Origin of the sequence: Bacillus cereus group sp. MYBK108-1, assembly GCF_051917185.1 — a bacterium.
Classification (GTDB): Bacteria; Bacillota; Bacilli; order Bacillales; family Bacillaceae_G; genus Bacillus_A; species Bacillus_A cereus.
On the sequence record NZ_JBQAHZ010000027.1, the window covers coordinates 1 to 23,988 of the forward strand.

Below are 23,988 nucleotides of genomic sequence, written 5' to 3' on the forward strand. Positions count from 1 at the left end.
TATTATACTAATACGCTTGATAGAAATACGATTAATGCTGTTAATACTACCGCTCCACTTGCTGATCCTACGAAATCACCTTTTGTTACTTGTAATACTTGCTCTTTCATACCTTTCATTCTCCCTTCCTTTTCTTTTGTTACAAAGCTTCTATTATACTAATACGCTTGATAGAAATACGATTAATGCTGTTAATACTACCGCTCCACTTGCTGATCCTACGAAATCACCTTTTGTTACTTGTAATACTTGCTCTTTCATATCATTTATCCTCCCTTTTTATAAGTTATCTATATGTAATTTCTAAGAAATGTTTATTTCATAGTTTTTATGTTAACGTTACATTAAATTTGATAACGTAACGTTTGTAACATTAATGTAACATAACTATTATTACGTTGCAATATAATTACGTAAAATTTATTACACTTTTTTTACGTTTTTTTATAATAACCCTCAAAAACCTTTATTTAATGCGTTTTTCACTTAGTTCACGTTTGTAACATTCGTGTAACATTACAGTCATAAAGTGAAATGTCGTCATATTCCTCTCTATTTTTGTTACAAATCGTTTATTTAGTGACACTAAACCTATCTAATCTTTACTTACTTTTAATATGAGATAAAATACCGTCTTTCCAAGATAAGTTTATATGTTTCCTCTATATAACTATGTATAATAAAAACAAAGAGGTGGTCATTTTGAAATTAATCGCATTAGATATGGATGGTACACTACTATCATCTAATCTTGAAATCTCCAAAGAAAACCTACAAGCAATCCAAACTGCACAAGAAGCTGGTCATATTGTAATGATCTGTTCTGGTCGTGCGAAAGAGGATGCTTTAAAGCTATTGGAAGAATATAAATTATCTCTTCCAGTCGGAGCAAGCAATGGGGCTATTGTTTATGTGGATGGAAAAGTAATTAACTCGCGTTGTATACAAAACGACAAAGTTTACAAACTTGCAAAATTACTAGAATCTGAAGGTTTCCCATATAAGCTATATACGAATAAAGGAGTTTATTCTCCATATACATGGCAAGATCAAGTGATGCAAGCATTCGAAGAAAATAAGCATGCGCTTGATGTTACATTAGAGGAACTTGAACGAATTACAGAAAAGCAAAAGAAATCGAACCTAATTACTGATTTCAAAAAAATAGAAGATGTTGTAAATAACCAAGAACTAGAAATATCTAAATTCTTCATTTTAACGTTTAATGCAGCGCATCGCGCACAACTATTAAGTATATTACAAGAAGATGCTGATATTATGGTTACAGCATCGGCTCCTACTAACTTAGAAATTATGGATAAGAATGGACATAAAGGAAACGGGATACAGCAGATGGCAGCTCATTTTAATATCCCTATTGAAGATACAGTTGCTATTGGTGATAATTTTAATGATGTACCGATGTTAGAAGTAGCAGGCTTATCTGTTGCAATGGGCAACGCTGAAGAAGATGTAAAAAAGCTATGTGATGTTGTAACACTAACAAACAATGAACATGGTGTTGCTCACGCAATCGAGCAATTTGTATTGAAACAAACTTCATCTATTAAATAAAAAAAGGACTCTTTCAATTTGAAAGAGTCCTTTTTTATACGTGATGACAAGCAACAAAATGCTCTGCACCAACATTACGGAATTCTGGTACTATTTTTTTACAAACATCCGTTGCAAATGGGCAACGTGTATGAAAACGACAGCCCGAAGGTGGATTTGCTGGACTTGGAATATCCCCTTCTAGTATAATTCGCTCTCGCTTCACTGTTGGATCTGGTATTGGAACAGCTGATAACAATGCTTTCGTATAAGGATGTAGCGGATTGGTAAATAACTCATCACGCGGTGCTGTCTCCACAATCGTACCTAAATACATAATTCCGATTTTCGTACATAAATGTTCTACTACACTTAAATCATGCGAAATGAATAAATAAGATAATCCCTTTTTCTCTTGTAACTCACTAAATAAATTAATAATTTGTGCTTGGATAGATACATCTAGTGCCGCCACAGGTTCATCAGCTACAATAAATTCCGGATTTAATACCATAGCTCTTGCGATTACGATACGCTGACGTTGTCCACCAGAAAACTCATGGGGATACCGGTCAATATGATAAGGAGCTAATCCACATAACTCCAATACTTCAATTACCTTTTCACGAACATTTTCTTTCGTCGCTAATCCGTGGGCCAACATTGGCTCTCCAAGCGCTTCTCCAATTCTCATTCTCGGATTTAATGAGCTAAATGGATCTTGGAAAACGAGCTGCATATTAGGGCGATGTTTTCTTAATTCATCCTTGGATAAAGAATGAACATCTTTCCCTTTAAACTTCACTTCTCCCTCCGTTTTTTGAACGAGGCGTAAAATTGTTTTTCCTATTGTTGTTTTTCCGCTCCCTGATTCGCCAACGAGACCAAACACTTCACCTTTATTAATAGTAAAACTTACTCCATCAACCGCTTTTACATGCCCAATTGTTCTACTAAATACGCCACCCTTAATTGGAAAATATGTCTTTAGATTTTTCACCTCTAATAATGGTTCACTCATTGTTCCGCACGCTCCTCATATAACCAGCAAGCTACTTTATGATTTTCATCATTTACATTTAGATTTGGGGCTTCTTTTTCACATATTTCCATACAATGCTCACAACGCCCACTAAAGTAGCAAAACTCACCTAAACCAACTAAATTCGGAACTTGCCCTGGAATAGAATATAGTTTATCTATTCGTTTTCCCATTACTGGTTTTGATTTCAATAATCCTTTCGTATAAGGATGTTTTGGATTTTGGAATATCTCTAGTACTGGGGCTTCTTCGATAACTTTCCCGCCATACATAACGACAACATAATCAGCCATTTCCGCTACGACACCTAAGTCATGTGTAATTAATAAAATCGACGTTTTAAATTCTTCTTTCACTTGTCTTAGTAGATCCAATATTTGAGCCTGAATGGTAACATCAAGAGCTGTTGTTGGTTCATCCGCAATTAATAACTTAGGATTACAACTAAGTGCAACAGCAATCATAATACGTTGTAACATCCCGCCGCTCAGTTCATGCGGATAAGAATGGACGATTTCATCAGCGCGGGCTATGCCAACTTTACGAATTAACTCAATTGCCTTCTTATATGCTTCATTTTTACTAAGTAATTCATGCTCCCTTAACGTTTCTACAATTTGCTCTCCTACAGTGAAGACGGGGTTTAGCGATGTCATCGGTTCTTGGAAAATCATCGCAATATCATTCCCTCGTAAACTACGAAGCTCTTTCTCTTTCATTCCTAAAAGACTTTTTCCTTCATATAAAATATCTCCACCTACTACACTGCCTGATTCAGCAATAAGTCCCATAATAGATAACGCCGTTACACTTTTTCCGCAACCAGATTCACCTACAACACAAACAGTTTCACCTTCTCGAACAGAAAAACTAACATGATTCACAGCTTTTACTGTCCCTTCTTCTGTCTGAAAGTGTGTTTGTAAATCTTTCAGCTCTACTACCGCTTTACTCATATCTCCTCACCTACCGTCTCATCTTTGGATCTAATGCATCACGAAGTGCATCACCAAGTAAATTAATTGATACAACTGTTATAAAGATTGCAAAACCAGGCGGAATCCATAACCATGGACGCTTTTGGAAATCGATTAATGAGTTAGCTGCGCTAATCATGTTCCCCCATGATGGTGTAGGTGGAACGACTCCAAGACCTAAGTAACTTAGTGCGGATTCTCCCAAAATAGAACCTGCAACACCTAATGTAGATACGACAATTAAAATAGGTAAAACATTAGGTATTAAGTGATATATAATTTTCCGGTAATCTTTTATTCCTAACACATCCGCAGCTTGCATAAATGCTTGCTCCCTAAGTGATAAAATTTGCCCTCTTACAAGGCGTGCAAGCCCTGGCCAACCTACTAAACTTAAAATAATCATAATGACATACAAACGATAATCAGACGGTACTTTCCACTCTGATAAAATCGCACCCATTATAATAAGTAACGGTAATCCTGGCATCGACATTAAAATATCTGCAAGTCGCATAATAATATTGTCCACAATACCACGATAAAAACCTGCAATCGCTCCTAATAAAGCTCCAAGTATAACCGATAAAACCATTGAAGCTAAACCAATGGTTAATGAAATACGTCCCGCTTGCATAAGCCTTGTTAAAATATCTCTTCCTAATTGATCTGTACCAAGCCAATGAGAAAAACTAGGTGGTTTGTTAATGAGCGCAACTTGTATTTTTCCTGATGCATATGGAGAAAAGAACGGACCGATAAAACAAAATAAAAACATAAAAATTAATGCATAAAACCCTACAAGTGCCATCTTATTTTTCTTTATCTTTTTAAAAGCTTGTCGCCATGGTGATGATTCATTTCTTCTCTTTTTTTCTTTTTTTTCTGTAATTACTGTAACAGTCTCCATTTCTTTCCCCCCTTACTTCAACCGAATTCTTGGATCAACAACTGCATATACGATATCTGCTAAAAAGTTTGAAACGATTGTTAAACAAGAAAGAAACATCGTAAATGCCATCAATACTGTATAGTCACGGAAATTTAATGCTTCTAATTGAATATTACCAATCCCTGGCCAGTTAAAAATTTGTTCAATAATAATTGCCCCAGAAAACAATCCAGGTAATTCAAATGCTAATAACGTAATTGCCGGTAAAATTGCATTTTTTAATGCATGCTTATAAATAACCGTCTTCTCCTTCAAACCTTTCGCTCTTGCTGTTCGTATGTAATCTTGTCTTACAACCTCTAACATACTTGTTCTAAAATAACGAGTTAGCGAGCCGACCCCAAGAAGTGTCAAAATAAATACTGGTAAAATCATATGTTTTGCAACTTCTATCACGTAAGCAAATCCTGTTGAATTACTGCCAACATCAATCATTCCACCTATCGGTAATAACTTAAAGTCAACCGCAAACACCTTAATTAAAAACAAACCGATAAAGAATGAAGGGAATGACATTGCTGCAAAAACACCGATTGTTACAAGTTTATCGAATAAAGAATGTTGCTTCGTCGCCGAGAATACACCGATAATAAGTGCAATTAGCCAAATAAAAAACAATGCAATAATTGCTACACTAAAGGAATTCCAAATAAATTTATTTAATAATGACGTTACAGGCTCTTGATATTGAAGTGAGAAGCCAAAGTCCCCTTGCAATGCATTACCTAACCAATGAAAATAACGCTCAACAATTGGTTTGTTCAACCCATATAACTCCCTCAGTTCAGCTGCTCTTTCCGGTGTAATTTTCGGGTTTGAATCAATATAATCCCCAGGAAGAAGTGCGAACAGGACGAAGATAATAATTGATGTACCAAGCAGTGTAGGAATCATTTGTAACAACCTACGAACAATATATGTTTTCACCCTTTTTCTCTCCAATCTTATGCTTAAAATAGAAGAACATTTTTTCAAAGCGGCACATTACTAACCGAATGAAAAAATGTCTTCTACTTATACATTCTTATCGTTATTTTTCAAATGATAATACTGGTAAGTTTGCACTAATACTGTTGTACTTTTCAGGATCAATTCCTTTTATATTCCCGTTATAACCAGTAATTGTTCTACGGTAGTTTAATAGAATTACTGGTGGATCATCACTTAATTCTTTATACAATTCTTTATAAATAGGTTTACGCTTTTCGATATCTACAGTTTCAATACCTTTTTGAATTAGCTCATCTACTTTTGCATTCTTATAACCAAGACTAGTTTCATTTGCAGTAGACAAATATTCACCAGCTGTTTCACTCGGATCACTTGTAATCGGTGTCGAAACAGAAGCTAAATCATAATCCCCTTTGTTTACCTTAGAAAGCATCGTATTAAAGTCCATAAATTCAGGATTAAACTCTACACCTATTTCTTTATAATTCTCTTTCGCAATCGGAATTAATAAATCACTATCTTTAGCCGAACTTGGACCGAAATAAGAAAGTTTTAATTTTTGACCATCTTTTTCACGAATTCCATCCGAACCAACTTTCCACCCTGCTTCATCTAATAATTTTTTCGCTTTTTCTTTATCGTATTCGTATTTATTAACTCCTTCTTCCGTATAAGCCCAAGAAGTTGGATGAATTGGTACATTGGCTACTGTACCGTATCCTTTTAACGCTGTATCAACATATTTTTTGCGGTCTAATCCGTAAATAAGTGCTTGGCGAACCTTTTTATCCTTTAAGTAAGGCTTATTATTATTCATATAAATATAACTAAATGACGGTGCTGTTTCGATTTGGATATTGGCGAATTCTAAAGCCTTAGCCTGTTCAAGAACCTCATCACCAGTACCTAAGCCAGTATGGTCAACTTCTCCTGTTTGGAATAACTGAAGCTTCGTATCACCAGAAGTAATTTTATAAATGAAGTTTTGAATTTTTGGTTTACCCGCATAATAATTTTCGTTTGCTACAAAACGAACTTCTTGACCTGGAATATACTTTTCAAATTTATATGGACCCGCAGCTAATGGCTTTCCATATAAATCTTTTAAGTAATCTAAGCTTGTATTTTGCTTATAATCTTTTCCATAATAAGCTTTTGATAGTACTGTACCTCCTAAAACAAATATAGCTTGTGAATTCACTTTTTCAGTTGTAATTTTAATTGTTTGTGGATCAACAACTTGAATACCTTCAATTGAAGTTGCTTTTCCTTCCTTATATTCTTTACCACCTTTAACCACATATTGAGAGATATCTACTTCACCTTCATATGCTTTATCATGTAAAAGCGTCAATGTGAAAGCTACATCATCCGCCGTTAATGGCGATCCATCACTAAATTTCAAATCTTTACGTAAATGGAATGTATATGTTAACTGATCAGAAGAAACGTCCCACTTCTCAGCTAATTCTGGAATTGGTTTCCCTTGTTTATCGGTTGATACGAGAGATGCAAAAATAACTGAAGTTACGTTTCCATCCCAACCATTTTGTTGGAAGTATGGCAAAAATACGCCGCCTGGCTTACTAATACCAACTACTAACGTATCTTTTCTATTCTTCGCTTTGTCTGGCACTTTCGTTTTATCTGTCGCAGCGATCTTTTCAATTTTCACATTTTTTAAATCCTGCTGTTTAACCGGCTCTGTAGAAGCCGTATCCTCCTGTCCCCCACAAGCAGATAACACAAGCGAACTACTAAGTAATACTGAAAATACACCAGCCCATTTTTTTGTCTTTTTCTTCATTGTCCCCACCCTAACTGTTTAATAGTTATACCCTTTGAACTTATTAGCTTATGTATGCCTCCCACAGCATATTTATAGCCAATCGGAAAAGTCGGTTTTAATCGTAAAAAAATAGATGTTTTTGAGGGGTAACAATCTTATTCCGACCTTTCCGGTAGACTTTATGGTTATTAGCTTATATCGTTCATTATGTTTTGTCAATTCTTTCTAAATAAATATTTTTAGAATTTTTCCAAAATTATCACTCTACATTTATACTTTAAGAAAACTCAGCTATAATTCGTATTAAAAAACTTAAAAATCTACTTCTATTCCTTCAACATGAAACATAGAATACTAATAACCAATTACCAAAAAGGGGGCGAAAATATGGACAACCTATTCCAATACGTCCTGCACTACGTATTATTAACAATTATGATAGTCGGAGCGCTATTACTATTCCCGTTCTTCCCAAAGTTCGTCCTCTTTTTAGCTTTTTTTATCATGCTCGGGATCGCTATTATAATTTCAACGAGAGAAGATGCCACGCAAAAAGAGAGCAGGGTTCAGCGCGTAAAGCTGTAACTTTGCTCTCTTTTCGTTTTCATTCACTAGTCTCTTTTATACATATTTATCCCGCTATTTGCCGGGCAGTAAGAACCCCACCTCAAAATTCAGCGAAAGCAAAAGAAGTTAGGTCGGAGTCGGGCTGCCCGTAAAAGCCCTCACTTTATCTCTCGGGAAATAATTAGCCTTTGTTTTTGTAATTACTCCTATCGAAAAGCCACTAATGACATTTCTTTTTCACCTTATCATTTTCATATGTTTCACAAACTATGCAAATTGAGGAACACGGATTTATCTAAGTTACTGTTTCACGTGAAACACATCTCTTCATTTAATCTTTAAAGCAAAATATCATTATGAAAAAGCCACTTCCTCCAACAAAACTGAAAGGAAGTGGCTTTCTACTCTTTACTCCACAATATTCTCTAACTCACTATATAACTTCGCTCGTAACAACTCTTTCTTCGTTTTTTCCTCATATAATTTTTCAAGTCTTTCAACATCAGCTACATGTTCCATTTCACATTCTATTGCATATATATCTTCTTCTACATGCATTAACTCATTTTCAATCTCTTCAAGATTCCTAGCTTCTTTCTCTTTTACAGGAACCGTTTCAACACTTTTTCTCCCTTGGCGTTTCTGCTTTATTACTTGCTTCTCAAGCTTTTCCTCCCACTTTTGACGAGCCCATGCATAGTTTCCTGCAAACTCAAATAATTTACATTCATCAATCCAGTACGTCTTTTCAAATAACTTATTTAAAAAATAACGATCATGTGAAACAGCTAGGATTGTTCCATTATATTGCTCAAGGGCTTCCTCTAAAACTTCCCTTGATTCAATATCAAGATGGTTTGTCGGCTCATCTAGAATTAGAAAATTGATGTCTTGATACATAAGTTGCGCAAGTCTTAACCTCATTTTTTCTCCACCGCTCAGTTGCGTTACTTTCTTAAATACTGCTGGACCATAAAATAAAAACTTAGCCAATATATGTCTTGCTTCTCCTTCTGTTACAGCTACATACTCTCTAAACGCTTCCAATACATTACTCTTCACATTTCCATACGTATGCTGTGATAAATAACCAATTTTGACACTACTACCAATTCGAATTTCACCAACGTCTGGATTTATTTCTTCTAATAGTAGTTTTAATAATGTAGTCTTTCCTGTACCATTACGACCAACGATAGCCGCACGCTCTTGAAAACGAACATGTAAATTCGCTTGTTCAAATAAAGGTCGTCCAGCAAAACCTTTACTCACTTCTTTCATTACAACAACATCTTTCCCGCTTCTCTCTTGCCCTTCAAACTGAAGACCCATCTGTTTTCGTTCTAAAATTGGCCTCTTTAATTTCTCTATACGTTCTAACGCACGTTCCATATTTCTCGCTCTTTTATGCAATCCTTCATTCGGAGGGTTCGCTTGATTTGCCCATTCACGTAGACGCTTAATTGCTTCTTTCATTTTCTTTATTTTCTTTTGCTGCTCCTGATAAGCTTGAAACTCTTGAAGTAATCTTTCTTCCTTCTCCTCAACGAACTGAGAATAATTCGTATGGTACACGTGAATCTCTCCATCTTCCAAATCAAAAATTTTCGTTACAACTTCATCAAGGAAATAGCGATCATGTGAAATAACTATAACTGTTCCAGTGTATTCTTTTAAAAATTGCTCTAACCATTCAACTGCAAATAAATCTAAATGATTTGTTGGTTCATCTAATAGAAGTAAATCTGGTTTCTGCAATAGCATATATGCAAGGCTTACTTTCGTCTGTTCTCCTCCACTTAATTCCGTAAATACTCTTGGAAATAAGTCTGTTACTTGTAAGCCATTTGCTACCTTCATTATATTTGCCTCTATTTCATAACCACCGAGAAATGCAAATTTTTCTTGAATGACTCCGTACCTCTCCATTAGCTTTTGCAATGAAGATTGTTCCTGCTCCTCCGCCATATTTTTTTCTAGAGCATGCATTTCTTTTTCTAATTCCTTTTCTACTTTAAAAGCGGAACTCAATACATCATATACATTCATGACCTCATCAAACTTCGGAATTTGTGCGACATGACCAATACGTGTACCTTTCTTCATATGGATAGCTCCTGCATCCAAACTCTCCTTTCCCGTTAGAAGTCCAAAGATTGTTGTCTTCCCACTACCGTTACGACCAACTAACCCAACACGTTCACCATTCTTTATTTCAAGCGATATATTTTCAAATATGATGTTTCCACCAAAAGATTTCATTACATTATTTACACTACAAATAGTCATTTTCCGTACTCCTTTCAATATAAAAAACCATAAGAAAGAAACATTCCCCATGGTTTTCGGCATAGAAAAAGGAAGCCAAATAGCTCCCTTTTCACACGTTTATTAAAAATGGGTGAAGAGATTTCTATCGTTCAATAGTCACTATGCAATTGTTAAAAAAGGGCATACGTATCCCGTTAACAACTACATCATGAAAAATCGCACGACAAAAATAAATAAAATCTAAAAATTTGGCACGCGCAGCTAAAGAACGTTTCATCTCATTCACCCCTTTCGTACGGAATTTAATACTTACTTCTTTATTATACTTTCCAATTTCATGTTTGAATAGTCATTTTTCTGAAAATAATGAAGATAGACTAAACATTTCAATAAGTGACATCAAATCTTACAAAACTGTTATGTTCACGTAATGGAAAGCGATAGTACGAAAAGATGCCTCCCTATACAATAAAGATGTAAACAAGCGAGACAAACAAAAGGAGGAAACAAACATGATGAAAGAAATCGTAAAAGCAATCTTTGAGGTATTAGTGAACGGACAAGCAGTTGTAAAAGAACTAAATGAACTATAAAAAGGAGTGAAGAAATATGATGAACATGGTGAAAATGATTTTACACGCTTTAGTCGATGCAAAAGCAGTTAGCCAAGAATTAAACCAACAATAAAAAGGGGTATATGAATATGAAGAAAGCCATTATTATAATTGCAAGCACAGCAATTACCTTATACACAATAAAAAAGAGAAAAAAGAAAAATAATGAAAATGTTCTATATTATCCATACACACTATTAGAGAAAAAATAAAAGACAAGGTACCCTATCGTAATGAGGATATCTTGTCTTTTATTTTTCCCCTATTCCTTTAGAGGATTTCCTTCTCCTTTTCCCGAATGTATTAAGCGGGATTTTTACACATATTTTAAAGGGGCATATATACAAATGGATACACAACAACTATATTTTTTAAACGATATCGGTAAACAAAAACCAGAAAGTATTCGGAATAGAAGCGCTGCATGTCCATTTTGCGATAAAGAACAATTAACGGATATTTTAGCAACTGATGGTTCTATTATTTGGTTAAAAAATAAATTTCCTACATTACAAGATACATTTCAAACAGTGTTAATCGAAACCGATAATTGCGAAGATCATATCGCAACATATACAGAAGAACATATGAGCAAATTAATGCAATTTTCTATTCAACATTGGTTACACTTACAGAAGAACAAGAAGTTCGCATCTGTGATTTTATATAAAAATCACGGTCCATTTTCAGGTGGAAGTTTGCATCATGCACACATGCAAATTATCGGAATGAAATATGTAGATTATCTTGAAAATATTGAAGAAGAAAATTTCCAAGGGTTAATTGTTCAAAAAAATGAATGCATTGAGCTTAATATTTCAGAGCGTCCCATTATTGGCTTCACTGAATTCAATATAATCATTGATAACATTTCATATATAGATGAAATGGCAAATTACATTCAGCAAACTGTACGTTACATACTGACAGATTTCCATAAAGGATGCAGTAGTTATAACTTATTCTTCTATTACTTAAATGGAAAAATCATTTGTAAAGTTGTACCTAGATTTGTCGTTTCACCATTGTATGTAGGATATAAAATACCGCAAGTTTCTACAAAACTAGAAGAGGTGAAAATACAACTCACGCAGTATTTCACGAAAGAAAAGGATGAAATTATTCATAAAAAAACAGAGTAGGTATAGAAAACCTACTCTTTAATTACACCTTTATTTCGATAGTACACATCTTCTAATCCGATGTTATACTTCATGTTATTATCCGTCCACTCTGGCCCTAAATTCCCTGGCCATCCAGATGTATTCGCTATATACTTCAGTAATGCAAAATCAGTCAAACCTTTTTGCACCCCACGCTTATATCCTTTCATTAAATGCGGCATTGCAATTTGCGCATTTGTACGTGGATCTTTCAGCTCATCATCAGTTAAATGCTCTGGTGCAAGCCCGCCGCCGCGGTGTAGTTGAAACAATCCGAATGAAGTTCCATTATCTCCAACACTTCTTGGATTTAATCGACTTTCATGCTCGGCAATTGCAAGAGGTATCCATTCTGGAAGATTTACTTTCTTCGCTTCCTCTATAATGATTTGTTTCATCTGTTTTGCTTCTTCTGAATCAACATAGCTTGTTCCATTCACTAGCTTATCCATTCCTTCAGACTTTCCTTGGAAATATAAATATACTCCAAGAACAACTAAAAATCCTACAAAGAATTTCTTCACTACCTCTACCTCTTTCTCCGCTGAAATTTGTCCCCTTTCAGCCTTCCCTTTACAATTACCTACATTCTATTACTCTTTTATCATAGCAAATAACTATACATATTATCATCATGCTTTAGACCGATTTTGTGAAAAAACAGCTGGTAAATACGTACAAAAATGTAACTTTCATAGACTATAACGCATTTATTGTATATAATTGTAAACTGAACTCTATATATAGAATAGGAGCATACAAAATGAAAAAATGCCTAACACTCTTGTTCAGCATTTTACTACTCATCCCTACCTACACCTCTGCACAAACATCATCAAAACCAAAAGTACTTGTTTTGTATAGTACACAAGACGATAAATTTTCAAATAATGTCCAAATCCTTAATACTCAATTAGGACATTTTACAAATGATATAACCGTAAAAAACTTAAAAGAAGCAACTTCAATTAATAACGTATCCTCCTATACACATATTGTTTATATCGGTGAAACAAAAGAAGCGTTTTCTGATGAAACGAAACAATTTCTAGAAAACTTCTCCGGCCCTGTATTAGTATTAGGACAAAATGTTGAACAATTATCTAAGCGTTTTTCTTTCATTACTTTGAATAGTGATGATATACGAGTTAATAAAATTGAATATCCAGACAAGAAGCTAAAAAATACCTTAGAGGAGGAACGATTAATTCAATCATTTGATACGAATGGAACTGTGCTTGCTAACGCCTTAAGCTCAAATAACACTAACCCACTAATCGTTCAGCATGAAACATCTTATTATGTTGCAACACCTAACCTCTTTGACTGGATGTCTCATTACGTCGGTGAAATGTTATTTTCTTATTTCAGCCAAAAACCAACGAAAAATAAAGTTGAAGCTTATTTACGCCTTGAGGATGTTCACCCCGCAGCAGATATAAATCAATTGAAAGAAATTGCTGAATTACTAAAAGAGAAAAAGATGCCTTACATGATTACTGTTATTCCGGTATATAAAGATCCAGATACAGGAAAGATAATACATTTAAAAGATAAACCAGAACTAGTTGATCTTTTACGCTCTATGCAAGATGATGGTGCAGCAATTATTATGCATGGTTATACTCACCAATTTTATGACAGTGAAACAGGTGAAGGCTTTGAATTTTGGGATGTAAAAACAGATCAACCAATTCGCCAACCGAAGCATGAAAAACCGAAGACAAAAGATGACTTTCCAAATATAGAGGCATATAACCAATATGTAAAAAAAGGGGAAGAATTCGAGGAAAAATATACGAAAGATCATATCGAAAAAGGAATTCAAGAACTTGTAGATGCTAAACTATATCCTGTTGCCTTTGAAGCACCTCATTACACGATGTCTCAAAAAGGATATGAAATATTATCAAGGTACTTTTCAACTTATGTAGGACAGCTACAGTTAAATGATACAACTTGGAAATCCATGCACTCACCATATTATACAAGTACTCCATCATTTTTACATGGAATGAAACTATTGCCTGAAACAGTCGGATTTATTGAAGAAGATACGCCACAAACTACTGCTAAAATGAAAGAGCGTGCTCTATCTGTTTCTAAATTATCTGATGGAGTTATTGGTGCATTCTATCATCCTTACTTAGGTGCGAAACCATTAAAAGAAGTGTTAAAGGATCTAGAAAGTATTCCAAATATAGAATGGATTGATTTACAAAAGGAAAAGAATGAAGTAAAAATGAAAGATATTCATATTACGACGAATAAAGACGGCATTCACGTTGAAAAACCAACCAGTGCGAATGACATAATTGATTATATAAAGCAATATGGCTTCTTCCTTATACTGGGGTTCGTTATCATTGTCTTTCTTTTATTATTAAAACGTGCGAAAAAATTAGAATCCTAATACAAAACCACCGAGCGGAACGCTTGGTGGTTTTTTGTCCTATATCAAACCGTGGCATTTTATTAAATAAATTCAACTTTTACTTTTTCCGTTACATGATTAAAACTATAATTCTCCTATCCTTTCAAATAAAATCGACTTGTATTTTCATATATTGTTTCTGCGACCTTATCAATGGATATGTTTTTTATAGAACTAATTTCCTTTAATACCTCTCGAATCATTCTTGGGTGCGTTATAACATCTTCTTGAAATTCCCACGGACCATCTGTTTCTACCATCATATATTCAAGCGGATAATACGAAACGATTTTTCTAATCTTCTCCTTATGTAAAACATCCGGTGTAATCGAAATATAATAACCATTTCTCATCATCCGTTTCATTGTTTCATCGCTTCCTTTAAACCAATGGAAATGTGCACGTGAAACTTTATATTTCTCTAGCAAATCACATACAATGTCAACATCTTCATAAACTGCGTGTAATACAATCGGCAAATTATACTTACTAGCTAGTTCTATAAATTTTTTCAATACAGCTATGTATGGATCTGCAGCAATTCTTTCATCTTCTTTTCTCAAATAATAGGGCAAACCTACTTCACCAATCGCAACAATTTCCTCTGCGTTCTGTTCAATAAGTTGATAAATCTGTTCACACTCTTCTTTATGAATCTGTTGCTCTGGATGAAACCCTATCGCTGGATATATAAAGGGATACTTCTGCGCTAAAGATAACGTTTCCTTACAAGATTGATAATTCATAGATACCGCAATAAGCCCCTTTATTTCCTTACTATTTTCCACCTCTTTTAGTAATCTGCTCTTCTCTTCATCCTTATATTGATCAACATGTATATGACTATCAATCCATTTCATCTTTATGCCCCCATAAAAAAAACAAGAAAGGACTTCCTTTCTTGTTTTAGCATCTATATTATTTAACAATTAAGTTTGTTATGATATCAAATAATCCAATACACACTACGGCAACAGTAAAGTAGCTACAGAAATCTTTAATTGGTAACTTCACTACTTCTTCTTTACGCATCCCATTTTTCTCCCTTCTTACTAGATCCCTAATTATTTTTCTATCTGTATCTATTATGCAAAAAATATGACAAATTTACTATCGAATTAACTTACGTAAACCTTACAATGTTGTAAGGTTTAAAAAAGGATCCCCATCTTTATTCAGATGAGGATTATTAAAAATTAGTTGGTTTTTCATTCTTCATTACAAACAGAAAGTAATACATTGAGACTTTCTAGTTACACTATATGAAAATTACTATCTTTTAACTATCGAATTACATTACAGAAGGCTTACATGTTTGTAAGTTATGTGTAATGTAATTCGATAGTTCCCCTTACTTATATTTCGTACAATAAAGTTAGAAAGTAAGCCAAATAAGAAGAACACTCACATAACCAAATTACATTGCTAGTAGCTACTCTTCTTATACCTTTCACCCATGCTACTACAATGTACCCCCTTCCCCTTTATATAATAAAAAAGCCTTAGTCTATATGGACTAAGGCTTTTTTGTTAATCTCAAAAATACCCTTACCCAGTATTTTTATTTTCGACAAAAAATAGCCGGGGGTATATTTCACTATCTCATCGTTAAAAGTTTGCTCTTCGCATTTATAGGAATATTTGCAACCTCAATCTCTTCAATCGATTCACCGTAACGTCCTTTTGCAAAAACCTTTAATGCTTCATCTCTCTTTAACATATGCTTAACCGTTTTCTTTATTTTCTGCTCTCTACCACGTTCATCGAATGCAATAAATTCATATTCATACCACTCATCACCAATATGCTGACCAATTGTATTCACAACCGTATAGTATTCTTTCGTCTTATAAAATGGATTATATTTATCGATAACTGGTCCAAGTTTCGTAGGCAGTAACATTACTACTATCACTATCATCGCTATTATAGTAGTGATCATTTTTTTCTTCATAATAAACATTCCTCCTCTGCAGGATATATATACATCCATTTTAAAAAGGGGGAATAAAATCTACTATTGAATCTCATTACATTACACTTACATTTTTGTAAGAATTAAAAAAGGTGAACGAATTTGCTCGTTCACCTTTTAGCTTGCTTTAAAGCCACCGCCAAGTACATCACGTACATCATGTATAACAACGAAAGCATCTTCATCTACCCGGCTAATAACTTGTTTTAACTTAACAAGCTCTTGTTTATTAATAACAACATATAAAACTTCTTTATTTTTACCAGTATATCCGCCGCGCCCTTCTAATACAGTAACACCGCGTGTCATATTTTTCGTAATAGCTTCACGAATTAAATCTGGTTGATTCGAAATAATCGTAACAGCCGTTTTTGTGTCCATTCCTTCTACAATGAAATCAATCACCTTCGCTCCAATGAACACAGCCACAAGTGTATACATCGCCTTTTCTTGCCCTATTATAAATACAGAACCAGCAATTACAACAATATCAATAATTAGTACGCCTTTACCTACACTCCAACCTAAATATTGATTTGCTAACTGAGCTAAGATTGCTGATCCTCCCGATGTACCTCCGGCTTTGAACATACAACCTAATCCAATTCCCACAAATAAACCAGCAAATAAAGCTGCTAATAATGTATCACTATTTACATGATACTCAATATGTTCTGTAACGTATAAAAACAAAGATGTTTCTACAATCCCTAAAATTGTATAAATCATTGTTTTCTTATCAAAAAATTTATAACCAACAGCTAGTAAAATTGCATTTATAGCAAAGTTCACAATTCCTGGTGACCAATCAAATAAGTAGTACGTAACAACCGTTAAACCAATAATTCCACCTTCCGATAAACGGTTTGGAATTGCAAAGTAATTAATACCAATTGCGAATAATAATGAACCAATTGTAATTAGTGTTATTTCCTTTATACGTTGATTAACCATAGTTCATACCCTCCCCCCCATTTGACATTGTATCACTATCTCCTAGAGGTTTAGAAGTGGTTTTTATTCCGCATTTTCCCTCTTAAAAATTGAAATATTATGTTTAAACAGAGGGTTGATTAATTATTCATATTTGCTCTAACTGCACGGACAAATCGCTCCACATTCCCTTTCTGAATATACTTAGCGCGAATGGTTTCATGACTACAAGTAAATTCAAAATACGGATGAAAATCTATGCTATCTATATACAAATATGAATACTCTTTAAATGTTGAAGAATAGTACGGAAATTTCCCGTAAAAAAGGAGACGTCTAGTAGTGGCAACAAAAACCCCATGTTGATACGATAATATAAAATTATCCTTCTCAAATATCCCTACCACAAAAGCCAGAATCTTTTCATCATCATCTACATACTTTTTCATACTCGATAAAAGTTCATTCATGCATATTCCTCCAAATTCTATTCACTGCATTAACACTTGAAAAGAATCCATGGATTATTACAGACCGGTTTAACTCCTTTATAAAGTATGAAACGCGTTTCCTGTCAAAGATATTTCAAAAAAATAATCCGTTATGCGATTATACACATAACGGATTACGATTAAACTGTAGAGCGTTCCACAAGTTCGTATGGAATTTCCAGCTTTTCTTGTTCAGAACTCTCGTCATTCACTTTTCTATGCAACATTTCAAAAGCAGTTTTCCCTATCTCCTTTAAATTTTGATCAATAGTTGTCAATTGTAACACTTGCGAGATAGGTTGATTATCAAAGCCAATAATCGCTAAATCCTCAGGAACTTGAATCCCTAATTTTTCAACCTCTGTCATAACCCCAATCGCAACTTCATCACCTGCTACTATTAATGCTTCAGGAAGATCCTGCATCTCTTTTAACTTATGAGCCACTTTTACACCATCTTCTAGTGTAAAACATTCTGTAAAAATCCATTCTTCATTAACCTCTTCGTCTATAGATTGCAATTGCTGTTTATAAACATCAAAACGCTTTTGACTACTCGGCCCTAATTTTCTTCCCGTACAATAACCAATTTTTTTATAACCTTTCTCAATCAAATAATCCATTCCTAATTGAAAGGCCGCTGAATGATTCGTATATACACTTGAGATGTTTGAAATATCATTGTCTTCACAAGCAATTATTGCGCCGTAAGAAGCATACGGTTCTATCGTTTCCCAATCATTTGCACGTGAACAAATAATAAGACCATCCAATTGTTTTGTTTTTAACATATGTAAACTTTTCATTTCTTCTTTTTTATTATAATTCGTTTGGCAAAGTAGCACCCTGTAATTATGCGCTAACGCAGTCTCCATCATTCCGCTCACCATCGCATCAAAACACGGATGATTAATATACGGTAAAATCACACCAACAATATTCGTTTTTCCTTTTGATAAATGAACAGCATTTGCGTTTTGCGAGTAATTCAATTTCTCAACTATCTCTATAACCGCTTTTCTTTTTTCTTCACTTACATATGGGTGATCATTCAACACTCTCGAAACAGTCGTAACTGAAACTCCCGCCATCTTTGCAATATCTTTAATATTAGCCATACACTCACCTCTACCTTTAACTTAATGAATCTCATGAACATATGTCAAATCTTCTTATCATTACACCTTCATTCGTTTCTCTTACAAAAGTGTAATTTTTCTGTAAGCTAATTCGATAGTGACTTTCCGCAACATTTCATACAATTAAGTCAGAAACAAGGTAACAACTATTCGAAAAGGAGCGGATTAATATGATGAACAAAATAAAAACGAACAATTTCTTACATACAATGGGCATGGTATTTTCCGCTCTTATCGACGCAAAAGCTGTTGCTTCTACATTAAACAAGTAAGGAGAATGTATTATGAATAACATCACTTTTAACAAATTAGATTTTTTAGGACTAGCTAGTGGCTCGATTCTTCTTACTACTTTTATTTACGCCGCTACGCTTGTATAACTTTGTGTCCCCTTTCCCCTTTATTATAAATAGTAATAGAAAAGACGACCGTCTATGCCCGGTCGTCTTTTCTTATTTTTGATTTGATTGCAAAGCTTCTTTTAACTCCTCAAACTTCTCATTTAATTGATCCGTCATCATTTTCATAGCGGTTTTTCGATCTATTTGTTCTCCAGCCTCAATTTGAATTGGATCTCCAAAAATCAATTGTGCCTTTTTCCCCTTTATTAATTCTTTTACACTTGATGGACCAACATAAGCTGCTGGTACTAACGGAACATTGGAACGCACCGCAATTGTCACAGCACCCGCTTTTAATGAAACATCTTCCGCTGATCTTGTTCCACTCGGAAAAATCCCTACTACCTTTCCTTCTTTTAATAAACGTGATGGAATTTTAAGTGTACTTGGTCCTGGATTCGCACGATCTACAGGGAATGCATTTACATTTTTAAAGAACCAATTTTTGAATTTCCCTTCAAATAATTCTTTTTTGGCCATGTAATGAATTTGAGTTGGATACATCCCTGTAGCTAACATTAATACATCCATAAAACTTGTATGTGTACATGCAACAACATAGGGTCCACCTTCTGGTAGCTTTTCTCTTCCTTGTACTTCTACTTTCCCAGCTGTTTTAAATATATATTTCAACAAAAATGTAATTGGTTTATACATTTATTTCGTTCCTTTCTAAACATCCGAAGTATAATCATATTCTTATAATAATTATAACACTAAGTTTTAGGAGTTGGTAATAAAATTAAGGATGAATTGTTAAATTTCAATTCTTACAAAAGTGTAATTTTCTTGTAAGCTAATTCGATAGTTACTTCTTACTATATTTCATACAATTAAGTCAGAAACAGGGCAACAATTATTCGAAAAGGAGTGGATCAATATGATGAACAAAATGAAAACGAACAATTTCTTAAATACAATGGGCATGGTATTATCGGCTCTTTTCGATGCAAAAGCTGTTGCTTCTGCATTAAACAAGTAAGGAGAATGTATTATGAATAACATTACTTTTAACAAATTAGATTTTTTAGGATTAGCTAGCGGCTCTCTTCTTCTTACTGCTTTCATTTACGCTGCTACGCTTGTATAACTTTGTGTCCCCTTTCCCCTTTATATAGAAAAAGACGACCGTCTATGCCCGGTCGTCTTTTTAATTTTTTCTTTCTTTCAATTCTTTTAAAAGCTGTATCAGCTCAGCTTGTTGTTTTATCTTTTTACGACCATTTCGATTAATTGCTGCAAGCTCACAGGCAACTCCGACGGCGAAGAAAAACAATAAACTTTCTAACATGTGAAATCCTCCATTTGCCTATTAAACAGCTTGACGTAATTGTTCTTCTTGTAAAACTCTCTTATTTATATTTTCTTCTTTTCTCTGGCAAACGTTATTGCGAATAAGCGCTGCAATAACAAGTACAGTCCCTATAATATCAAACATTGTGATTTGATACCCTTGCATCATCATAATAGCTAAAGTCGTAATTGGTACAAAATTAATAAATAAAATCCCATTAATGGATGATAAAATTTTCACACCATAGTTCCAAGCAAGTAGCGCTACAATACCTGGCAATGTCATCATGAATAACAAATCATATTTCACAATAGAAATCGTTCCCATACTCGGAACTGAAATATATCCAAGCGACGTAATAATTACCGTTATAATCGCTGTAACAGTCGTACCGAATACACACGTCAACGTAGAATAACGTAATGTTGACCAATCACTACAAGTTTGACCACCCATCGTATAAATAACCCACCCTACAACACCAATAAATATAAATGCTAATGGGAACATATTATCTTTCAATGTTACAAAGAAACTCATGTCACCTTTTGTAATAACAAACACAGCTCCTACAAAAGCAATAACCATACTCGTTATCATATACTTCTTCGGTTTTATATGCTTATATCCCCATAAAATACAAATAGAAATCATCGGCATAAGTGCTTCCATAATGGAAGCTACCATTACACCCGACTTACCCATTAACATTTGCCCTAAAAATATGAGGACATTATATACTGTAAATGCCATCGTTCCAAAAAAGACGAGTAACTTTCCTCTTCCCTCTAAACAAAATGCCTGTTTTCCTTCTTTCACTAACAACAATACAATCAGCATTATCGCCACTGCTCCATAGCGAATAAGCGAAAAATAAAATGGATCTATGTATTCTAGCGCATGATCAGCAACTGGAAACATCGCTCCCCATGACATACTCGCAATTAAACACGCCAAAGCCCCTATTATCATTTGACCTCTTCTCACCGCAATCCCCCGTTTCTTTCTATTTGCACAAAGAGAATTGTAAAAGAAAAAATATATCACGTAAAATGATTCAAAATGATGTTAACTATCATTTATAATGATAGTTAACATCAAGGGGGATTACAAAATGGAATTAAGAGACTTACAAATCTTTAAAAGCGTTGCCGATCAGGGTAGTGTAAGTAGCGCAGCAAAGGAATTAAATTATGTACAATCAAATGTAACTGCACGTATTAAACAACTAGAAAACGAATTAAAAACCCCACTCTTTTACCGCCATAAACGAGGAATGACTTTAACAGCTGAAGGAAGAAAAATGCTCGTTTATGTTAGTAAAATTTTGCAAGATGTCGACGAACTAAAACAAGTATTTTTAGATAGCGAAACACCTTCTGGTATATTAAAAATCGGTACAGTCGAAACAGTAAGTACACTGCCTACCATTTTATCTTCTTACTATAAAAGCTATCCGAATGTCGATTTATCATTACAAGCGGGTCTAACAGAAGAATTAATTAGAGAAGTACTTGATCATCAATTAGATGGCGCCTTTATATCAGGTCCTATTAAACATCCACTAATCGAACAATACGATGTTAGTACAGAGAAATTAATGCTTATAACACAAAATAAAGCCTTTCATATAGAAGAATTTACAACAACGCCTCTACTCGTTTTTAACCAAGGATGTGGATACCGCTCCAAACTAGAACGTTGGCTTAAAGACGAAGGTTTGCTACCAAAAAGAATTATGGAATTCAATATATTAGAGACAATATTAAACAGTGTTGCACTCGGTCTCGGAATTACACTCGTACCACAGTCTGCTGTCCATCATCTTTCTAAAGCAGGTAAGGTACATTGTCATGCAATCCCTGAAAAATACGGCAGTATTTCAACGGTTTTCATACGCCGTAAAGATAGCTATATGACGAATTCAATGCGTAGTTTTTTAAAAACAATTGAAGACCATCATCATATCAATATGCTGTGAAAGACATTCTTACATGAATGTCTTTTTTTCTTACAAAAGTGTAAGTCTTTCGTAAGCTAATTCGATAGTTGGAAGTATCCATATTCCCTATAATTAAGACATAAGCAGGGCAACAACTATTCGAAAAGGAGCGGATACGCATGATGAACAATATGAAATCAAATAAATTTTTAAATACAATGGGCATGGTGCTATCCGCACTTGTCGATGCAAAAGCTGTTGCAACTACATTAAACAAATAAGGAGAGATTATAATGAACAACATTACTTTCAACAAATCAGACTTTATCGGACTTGCAAGTGGAGCTACTCTTCTTACGGCTTTCATTTATACACTTGCTCAAGGTCTTATTTAACACTTTGTTTCCCCAAACCCCTTTATATATAGAAAAAGCTGCTCGTCTTATAGACAAGCAGCTTTTTAGTTTGTCCCGCTTTAATGGGCAGCCCGATTGGTTCAACTAATAATCAGTGGGGGATGAAGAACCCCCACACTGATTAAAGTTTCACTTTATTTCATATACAATTTGACCTGTTTTCGTAATATCATATCCGCCAATCGCATTTAATTCATTATGAAATTCTTCCGATTGCAGAATGTCTTTCACAACTTCAATCAGCTCTTCATTTTCTTTATTCTTCAAAATTACTAAATCATACTGTTCTTTCATGATTGGAATAAAGTCCACATTTACAATTTGCGAAAACTTTTCTGAACCTACTCCTACATCAGCTTTTCCATTTGCAACTTGCGTGGCAACACCAAGATGATTCGATTCTTCCCATTCATATCCACTAATATCAGCTTTATTTAATTTTCGGATTCGTAATTGTTCATCCACTAACACTCTAATACCAGAACCCTTTTCTCGATTCACAAACTTTATAGTGGACCCGGATATGTCAGCCCATGTCTTTATTTTCTTCGGATTTCCTTTTTGAACATAAAACCCTACATTTCTGGACAATAAATTAATCATAAGACATGGCTGTCCTACTAAAATACGTTTTACGTAAGGAATATTATATGTACCCGTTTCACCATCAAACAAATGCAAACTAACGATACTTCCTTCTCCTTGATACATTTTCACTAAACTCGTTAAGCTACCTTGATACGCTCTTAAAACATTAGAACTTGGCAAACGATTTTCTATACGTTTAGCTAACATATCTAACGTTAGTTCTTGACCACTAATAATACACGTGTTCAAGATACTACTACCATCGTTTTTCACAGGATTAACTTGTACTTTCCCTGTTTTCATTTGCTTTATATATTGATCTAAATCTGCTGCATCAATGCGCATCTGTCTACCAACTCTATAAGAAGGAAGTTCTCCTTTTTTAATTAAGTCGTATACAGTTAATTTTGATACTTTTAATCGCTTTGCTACTTCTTCCGTTGTGTAGGAATGATGATCCATAGACGATTCCTCACTTTCTCCTTTCATTGTAAC

General features: G+C 34.2%; 28 protein-coding genes. 9 read left to right on the forward strand and 19 right to left on the reverse strand.

Annotated elements, in window-relative coordinates:
• Positions 1 to 2: 2 nt before the first annotated feature.
• Both ACTFSL_RS25730 and ACTFSL_RS25735 read right to left on the reverse strand, forming a co-directional pair.
• Complete coding sequence (locus ACTFSL_RS25730) at positions 3 to 110, reverse strand: DUF3948 family protein (protein ID WP_000664237.1); 108 nt, start codon at positions 108 to 110, stop codon at positions 3 to 5.
• A gap of 43 nt (positions 111 to 153) precedes the next feature.
• On the reverse strand, positions 154 to 261 hold the full coding sequence (locus ACTFSL_RS25735; protein WP_000664237.1) for a DUF3948 family protein: 108 nt from the start codon (positions 259 to 261) through the stop codon (positions 154 to 156).
• 441 nt (positions 262 to 702) lie between these two features.
• Between ACTFSL_RS25735 and ACTFSL_RS25740 the strand changes: the two genes are divergently transcribed.
• Complete coding sequence (locus ACTFSL_RS25740) at positions 703 to 1,575, forward strand: Cof-type HAD-IIB family hydrolase (RefSeq protein ID WP_000766420.1); 873 nt, start codon at positions 703 to 705, stop codon at positions 1,573 to 1,575.
• Positions 1,576 to 1,609: 34 nt separating this feature from the next.
• Here the strand turns inward: ACTFSL_RS25740 and ACTFSL_RS25745 are convergent, their stop codons facing one another.
• From ACTFSL_RS25745 to ACTFSL_RS25765, 5 genes are all read right to left on the reverse strand, one after another.
• Positions 1,610 to 2,575, reverse strand: a complete 966-nt coding sequence (locus ACTFSL_RS25745) for an ABC transporter ATP-binding protein (RefSeq protein ID WP_001294518.1) — start codon at positions 2,573 to 2,575, stop codon at positions 1,610 to 1,612.
• Positions 2,572 to 3,552, reverse strand: a complete 981-nt coding sequence (locus ACTFSL_RS25750; RefSeq protein ID WP_000030789.1) for an ABC transporter ATP-binding protein — start codon at positions 3,550 to 3,552, stop codon at positions 2,572 to 2,574. Before ACTFSL_RS25750 ends, ACTFSL_RS25745 begins: the two co-directional genes overlap by 4 nt.
• Before the next feature lie 10 nt (positions 3,553 to 3,562).
• The gene (gene opp4C, locus ACTFSL_RS25755) at positions 3,563 to 4,483 is read right to left on the reverse strand and encodes an oligopeptide ABC transporter permease (RefSeq protein ID WP_000451077.1); all 921 of its coding nucleotides are present in this window, start codon (positions 4,481 to 4,483) and stop codon (positions 3,563 to 3,565) included.
• Between the two features lie 12 nt (positions 4,484 to 4,495).
• On the reverse strand, positions 4,496 to 5,452 hold the full coding sequence (locus tag ACTFSL_RS25760) for an ABC transporter permease (RefSeq protein WP_000860748.1): 957 nt from the start codon (positions 5,450 to 5,452) through the stop codon (positions 4,496 to 4,498).
• A gap of 103 nt (positions 5,453 to 5,555) precedes the next feature.
• Positions 5,556 to 7,283, reverse strand: a complete 1,728-nt coding sequence (locus tag ACTFSL_RS25765) for an ABC transporter substrate-binding protein (protein WP_440042625.1) — start codon at positions 7,281 to 7,283, stop codon at positions 5,556 to 5,558.
• 369 nt (positions 7,284 to 7,652) lie between these two features.
• Between ACTFSL_RS25765 and ACTFSL_RS25770 the strand changes: the two genes are divergently transcribed.
• Positions 7,653 to 7,850: a hypothetical protein gene (locus ACTFSL_RS25770; protein ID WP_000369254.1), complete on the forward strand. Its 198-nt coding sequence runs from the start codon at positions 7,653 to 7,655 to the stop codon at positions 7,848 to 7,850.
• 390 nt (positions 7,851 to 8,240) lie between these two features.
• Here the strand turns inward: ACTFSL_RS25770 and abc-f are convergent, their stop codons facing one another.
• Both abc-f and ACTFSL_RS25780 read right to left on the reverse strand, forming a co-directional pair.
• On the reverse strand, positions 8,241 to 10,121 hold the full coding sequence (gene abc-f / locus ACTFSL_RS25775) for a ribosomal protection-like ABC-F family protein (RefSeq protein WP_063245319.1): 1,881 nt from the start codon (positions 10,119 to 10,121) through the stop codon (positions 8,241 to 8,243).
• A gap of 124 nt (positions 10,122 to 10,245) precedes the next feature.
• Positions 10,246 to 10,380 (reverse strand): RAxF-45 family protein, encoded by a 135-nt coding sequence (locus ACTFSL_RS25780; RefSeq protein WP_000830643.1) that lies wholly within the window; start codon positions 10,378 to 10,380, stop codon positions 10,246 to 10,248.
• Between the two features lie 420 nt (positions 10,381 to 10,800).
• Here ACTFSL_RS25780 and ACTFSL_RS25785 point away from each other — a divergent pair, with 420 nt between their 5' ends.
• Positions 10,801 to 10,929, forward strand: a complete 129-nt coding sequence (locus ACTFSL_RS25785; RefSeq protein ID WP_002023099.1) for a hypothetical protein — start codon at positions 10,801 to 10,803, stop codon at positions 10,927 to 10,929.
• A gap of 135 nt (positions 10,930 to 11,064) precedes the next feature.
• The gene (locus tag ACTFSL_RS25790) at positions 11,065 to 11,859 is read left to right on the forward strand and encodes a DUF4931 domain-containing protein (RefSeq protein WP_440042626.1); all 795 of its coding nucleotides are present in this window, start codon (positions 11,065 to 11,067) and stop codon (positions 11,857 to 11,859) included.
• An 11-nt stretch (positions 11,860 to 11,870) separates the two neighbouring features.
• Here ACTFSL_RS25790 and ACTFSL_RS25795 read toward each other — a convergent pair whose 3' ends face one another.
• On the reverse strand, positions 11,871 to 12,404 hold the full coding sequence (locus ACTFSL_RS25795) for a transglycosylase SLT domain-containing protein (RefSeq protein ID WP_000713249.1): 534 nt from the start codon (positions 12,402 to 12,404) through the stop codon (positions 11,871 to 11,873).
• A gap of 239 nt (positions 12,405 to 12,643) precedes the next feature.
• On the opposite strand from ACTFSL_RS25795, the gene ACTFSL_RS25800 reads away from it, so the two are divergent.
• Complete coding sequence (locus tag ACTFSL_RS25800) at positions 12,644 to 14,293, forward strand: DUF2334 domain-containing protein (RefSeq protein WP_059303368.1); 1,650 nt, start codon at positions 12,644 to 12,646, stop codon at positions 14,291 to 14,293.
• A gap of 116 nt (positions 14,294 to 14,409) precedes the next feature.
• Here ACTFSL_RS25800 and ACTFSL_RS25805 read toward each other — a convergent pair whose 3' ends face one another.
• The 5 genes from ACTFSL_RS25805 to ACTFSL_RS25825 form a co-directional block, all read right to left on the reverse strand.
• Positions 14,410 to 15,174 (reverse strand): TatD family hydrolase, encoded by a 765-nt coding sequence (locus ACTFSL_RS25805; RefSeq protein ID WP_440042627.1) that lies wholly within the window; start codon positions 15,172 to 15,174, stop codon positions 14,410 to 14,412.
• Positions 15,175 to 15,911: 737 nt separating this feature from the next.
• Complete coding sequence (locus tag ACTFSL_RS25810) at positions 15,912 to 16,268, reverse strand: YxeA family protein (RefSeq protein WP_000728422.1); 357 nt, start codon at positions 16,266 to 16,268, stop codon at positions 15,912 to 15,914.
• A gap of 138 nt (positions 16,269 to 16,406) precedes the next feature.
• Entirely contained in the window at positions 16,407 to 17,243 is an 837-nt protein-coding gene (locus ACTFSL_RS25815) for a YitT family protein (protein ID WP_000248045.1), read from the reverse strand.
• 119 nt (positions 17,244 to 17,362) lie between these two features.
• Positions 17,363 to 17,692 carry a PH domain-containing protein gene (locus tag ACTFSL_RS25820; RefSeq protein ID WP_001004246.1) on the reverse strand — a complete coding sequence of 110 codons (330 nt, stop codon included), beginning with the start codon at positions 17,690 to 17,692 and terminating at the stop codon, positions 17,363 to 17,365.
• 161 nt (positions 17,693 to 17,853) lie between these two features.
• Entirely contained in the window at positions 17,854 to 18,831 is a 978-nt protein-coding gene (locus tag ACTFSL_RS25825; RefSeq protein ID WP_001273903.1) for a LacI family DNA-binding transcriptional regulator, read from the reverse strand.
• 305 nt (positions 18,832 to 19,136) lie between these two features.
• On the opposite strand from ACTFSL_RS25825, the gene ACTFSL_RS25830 reads away from it, so the two are divergent.
• Positions 19,137 to 19,232 (forward strand): DUF3948 family protein, encoded by a 96-nt coding sequence (locus ACTFSL_RS25830; protein WP_073530339.1) that lies wholly within the window; start codon positions 19,137 to 19,139, stop codon positions 19,230 to 19,232.
• A gap of 72 nt (positions 19,233 to 19,304) precedes the next feature.
• Here the strand turns inward: ACTFSL_RS25830 and ACTFSL_RS25835 are convergent, their stop codons facing one another.
• The gene (locus ACTFSL_RS25835; protein ID WP_440042628.1) at positions 19,305 to 19,910 is read right to left on the reverse strand and encodes a lysophospholipid acyltransferase family protein; all 606 of its coding nucleotides are present in this window, start codon (positions 19,908 to 19,910) and stop codon (positions 19,305 to 19,307) included.
• 337 nt (positions 19,911 to 20,247) lie between these two features.
• On the opposite strand from ACTFSL_RS25835, the gene ACTFSL_RS25840 reads away from it, so the two are divergent.
• Positions 20,248 to 20,343: a DUF3948 family protein gene (locus ACTFSL_RS25840; RefSeq protein ID WP_001060007.1), complete on the forward strand. Its 96-nt coding sequence runs from the start codon at positions 20,248 to 20,250 to the stop codon at positions 20,341 to 20,343.
• A 60-nt stretch (positions 20,344 to 20,403) separates the two neighbouring features.
• Here the strand turns inward: ACTFSL_RS25840 and ACTFSL_RS25845 are convergent, their stop codons facing one another.
• Both ACTFSL_RS25845 and ACTFSL_RS25850 read right to left on the reverse strand, forming a co-directional pair.
• A complete protein-coding gene (locus tag ACTFSL_RS25845; RefSeq protein ID WP_000894065.1) occupies positions 20,404 to 20,544 on the reverse strand; it encodes a YrzO family protein in 141 nt (46 codons plus the stop codon).
• A gap of 21 nt (positions 20,545 to 20,565) precedes the next feature.
• Positions 20,566 to 21,534, reverse strand: coding sequence for a DMT family transporter (locus ACTFSL_RS25850; protein WP_002180311.1), 969 nt, complete (start codon positions 21,532 to 21,534; stop codon positions 20,566 to 20,568).
• 127 nt (positions 21,535 to 21,661) lie between these two features.
• Between ACTFSL_RS25850 and ACTFSL_RS25855 the strand changes: the two genes are divergently transcribed.
• Both ACTFSL_RS25855 and ACTFSL_RS25860 read left to right on the forward strand, forming a co-directional pair.
• Positions 21,662 to 22,528 (forward strand): LysR family transcriptional regulator, encoded by an 867-nt coding sequence (locus ACTFSL_RS25855; RefSeq protein ID WP_000423031.1) that lies wholly within the window; start codon positions 21,662 to 21,664, stop codon positions 22,526 to 22,528.
• Positions 22,529 to 22,782: 254 nt separating this feature from the next.
• Complete coding sequence (locus tag ACTFSL_RS25860) at positions 22,783 to 22,884, forward strand: DUF3948 family protein (protein WP_001060017.1); 102 nt, start codon at positions 22,783 to 22,785, stop codon at positions 22,882 to 22,884.
• A gap of 150 nt (positions 22,885 to 23,034) precedes the next feature.
• Here ACTFSL_RS25860 and ACTFSL_RS25865 read toward each other — a convergent pair whose 3' ends face one another.
• Positions 23,035 to 23,955 (reverse strand): substrate-binding domain-containing protein, encoded by a 921-nt coding sequence (locus tag ACTFSL_RS25865; RefSeq protein WP_002180310.1) that lies wholly within the window; start codon positions 23,953 to 23,955, stop codon positions 23,035 to 23,037.
• Between the last annotated feature and the right edge of the window lie 33 nt (positions 23,956 to 23,988).

Bases quoted from the DNA above. Each gene is read 5' to 3' on its own strand.
- ACTFSL_RS25730 (WP_000664237.1), bottom strand. From the start codon at position 110: ATGAAAGAGCAAGTATTACAAGTAACAAAAGGTGATTTCGTAGGATCA.
- ACTFSL_RS25735 (WP_000664237.1), bottom strand. From the start codon at position 261: ATGAAAGAGCAAGTATTACAAGTAACAAAAGGTGATTTCGTAGGATCA.
- ACTFSL_RS25745 (WP_001294518.1), bottom strand. From the start codon at position 2,575: ATGAGTGAACCATTATTAGAGGTGAAAAATCTAAAGACATATTTTCCA.
- ACTFSL_RS25750 (WP_000030789.1), bottom strand. From the start codon at position 3,552: ATGAGTAAAGCGGTAGTAGAGCTGAAAGATTTACAAACACACTTTCAG.
- opp4C (WP_000451077.1), bottom strand. From the start codon at position 4,483: ATGGAGACTGTTACAGTAATTACAGAAAAAAAAGAAAAAAAGAGAAGA.
- ACTFSL_RS25765 (WP_440042625.1), bottom strand. From the start codon at position 7,283: ATGAAGAAAAAGACAAAAAAATGGGCTGGTGTATTTTCAGTATTACTT.
- ACTFSL_RS25770 (WP_000369254.1), top strand. From the start codon at position 7,653: ATGGACAACCTATTCCAATACGTCCTGCACTACGTATTATTAACAATT.
- abc-f (WP_063245319.1), bottom strand. From the start codon at position 10,121: ATGACTATTTGTAGTGTAAATAATGTAATGAAATCTTTTGGTGGAAAC.
- ACTFSL_RS25780 (WP_000830643.1), bottom strand. From the start codon at position 10,380: ATGAAACGTTCTTTAGCTGCGCGTGCCAAATTTTTAGATTTTATTTAT.
- ACTFSL_RS25785 (WP_002023099.1), top strand. From the start codon at position 10,801: ATGAATATGAAGAAAGCCATTATTATAATTGCAAGCACAGCAATTACC.
- ACTFSL_RS25790 (WP_440042626.1), top strand. From the start codon at position 11,065: ATGGATACACAACAACTATATTTTTTAAACGATATCGGTAAACAAAAA.
- ACTFSL_RS25800 (WP_059303368.1), top strand. From the start codon at position 12,644: ATGAAAAAATGCCTAACACTCTTGTTCAGCATTTTACTACTCATCCCT.
- ACTFSL_RS25805 (WP_440042627.1), bottom strand. From the start codon at position 15,174: ATGAAATGGATTGATAGTCATATACATGTTGATCAATATAAGGATGAA.
- ACTFSL_RS25810 (WP_000728422.1), bottom strand. From the start codon at position 16,268: ATGAAGAAAAAAATGATCACTACTATAATAGCGATGATAGTGATAGTA.
- ACTFSL_RS25815 (WP_000248045.1), bottom strand. From the start codon at position 17,243: ATGGTTAATCAACGTATAAAGGAAATAACACTAATTACAATTGGTTCA.
- ACTFSL_RS25820 (WP_001004246.1), bottom strand. From the start codon at position 17,692: ATGAATGAACTTTTATCGAGTATGAAAAAGTATGTAGATGATGATGAA.
- ACTFSL_RS25825 (WP_001273903.1), bottom strand. From the start codon at position 18,831: ATGGCTAATATTAAAGATATTGCAAAGATGGCGGGAGTTTCAGTTACG.
- ACTFSL_RS25830 (WP_073530339.1), top strand. From the start codon at position 19,137: ATGAATAACATCACTTTTAACAAATTAGATTTTTTAGGACTAGCTAGT.
- ACTFSL_RS25835 (WP_440042628.1), bottom strand. From the start codon at position 19,910: ATGTATAAACCAATTACATTTTTGTTGAAATATATATTTAAAACAGCT.
- ACTFSL_RS25840 (WP_001060007.1), top strand. From the start codon at position 20,248: ATGAATAACATTACTTTTAACAAATTAGATTTTTTAGGATTAGCTAGC.
- ACTFSL_RS25845 (WP_000894065.1), bottom strand. From the start codon at position 20,544: ATGTTAGAAAGTTTATTGTTTTTCTTCGCCGTCGGAGTTGCCTGTGAG.
- ACTFSL_RS25855 (WP_000423031.1), top strand. From the start codon at position 21,662: ATGGAATTAAGAGACTTACAAATCTTTAAAAGCGTTGCCGATCAGGGT.
- ACTFSL_RS25860 (WP_001060017.1), top strand. From the start codon at position 22,783: ATGAACAACATTACTTTCAACAAATCAGACTTTATCGGACTTGCAAGT.
- ACTFSL_RS25865 (WP_002180310.1), bottom strand. From the start codon at position 23,955: ATGGATCATCATTCCTACACAACGGAAGAAGTAGCAAAGCGATTAAAA.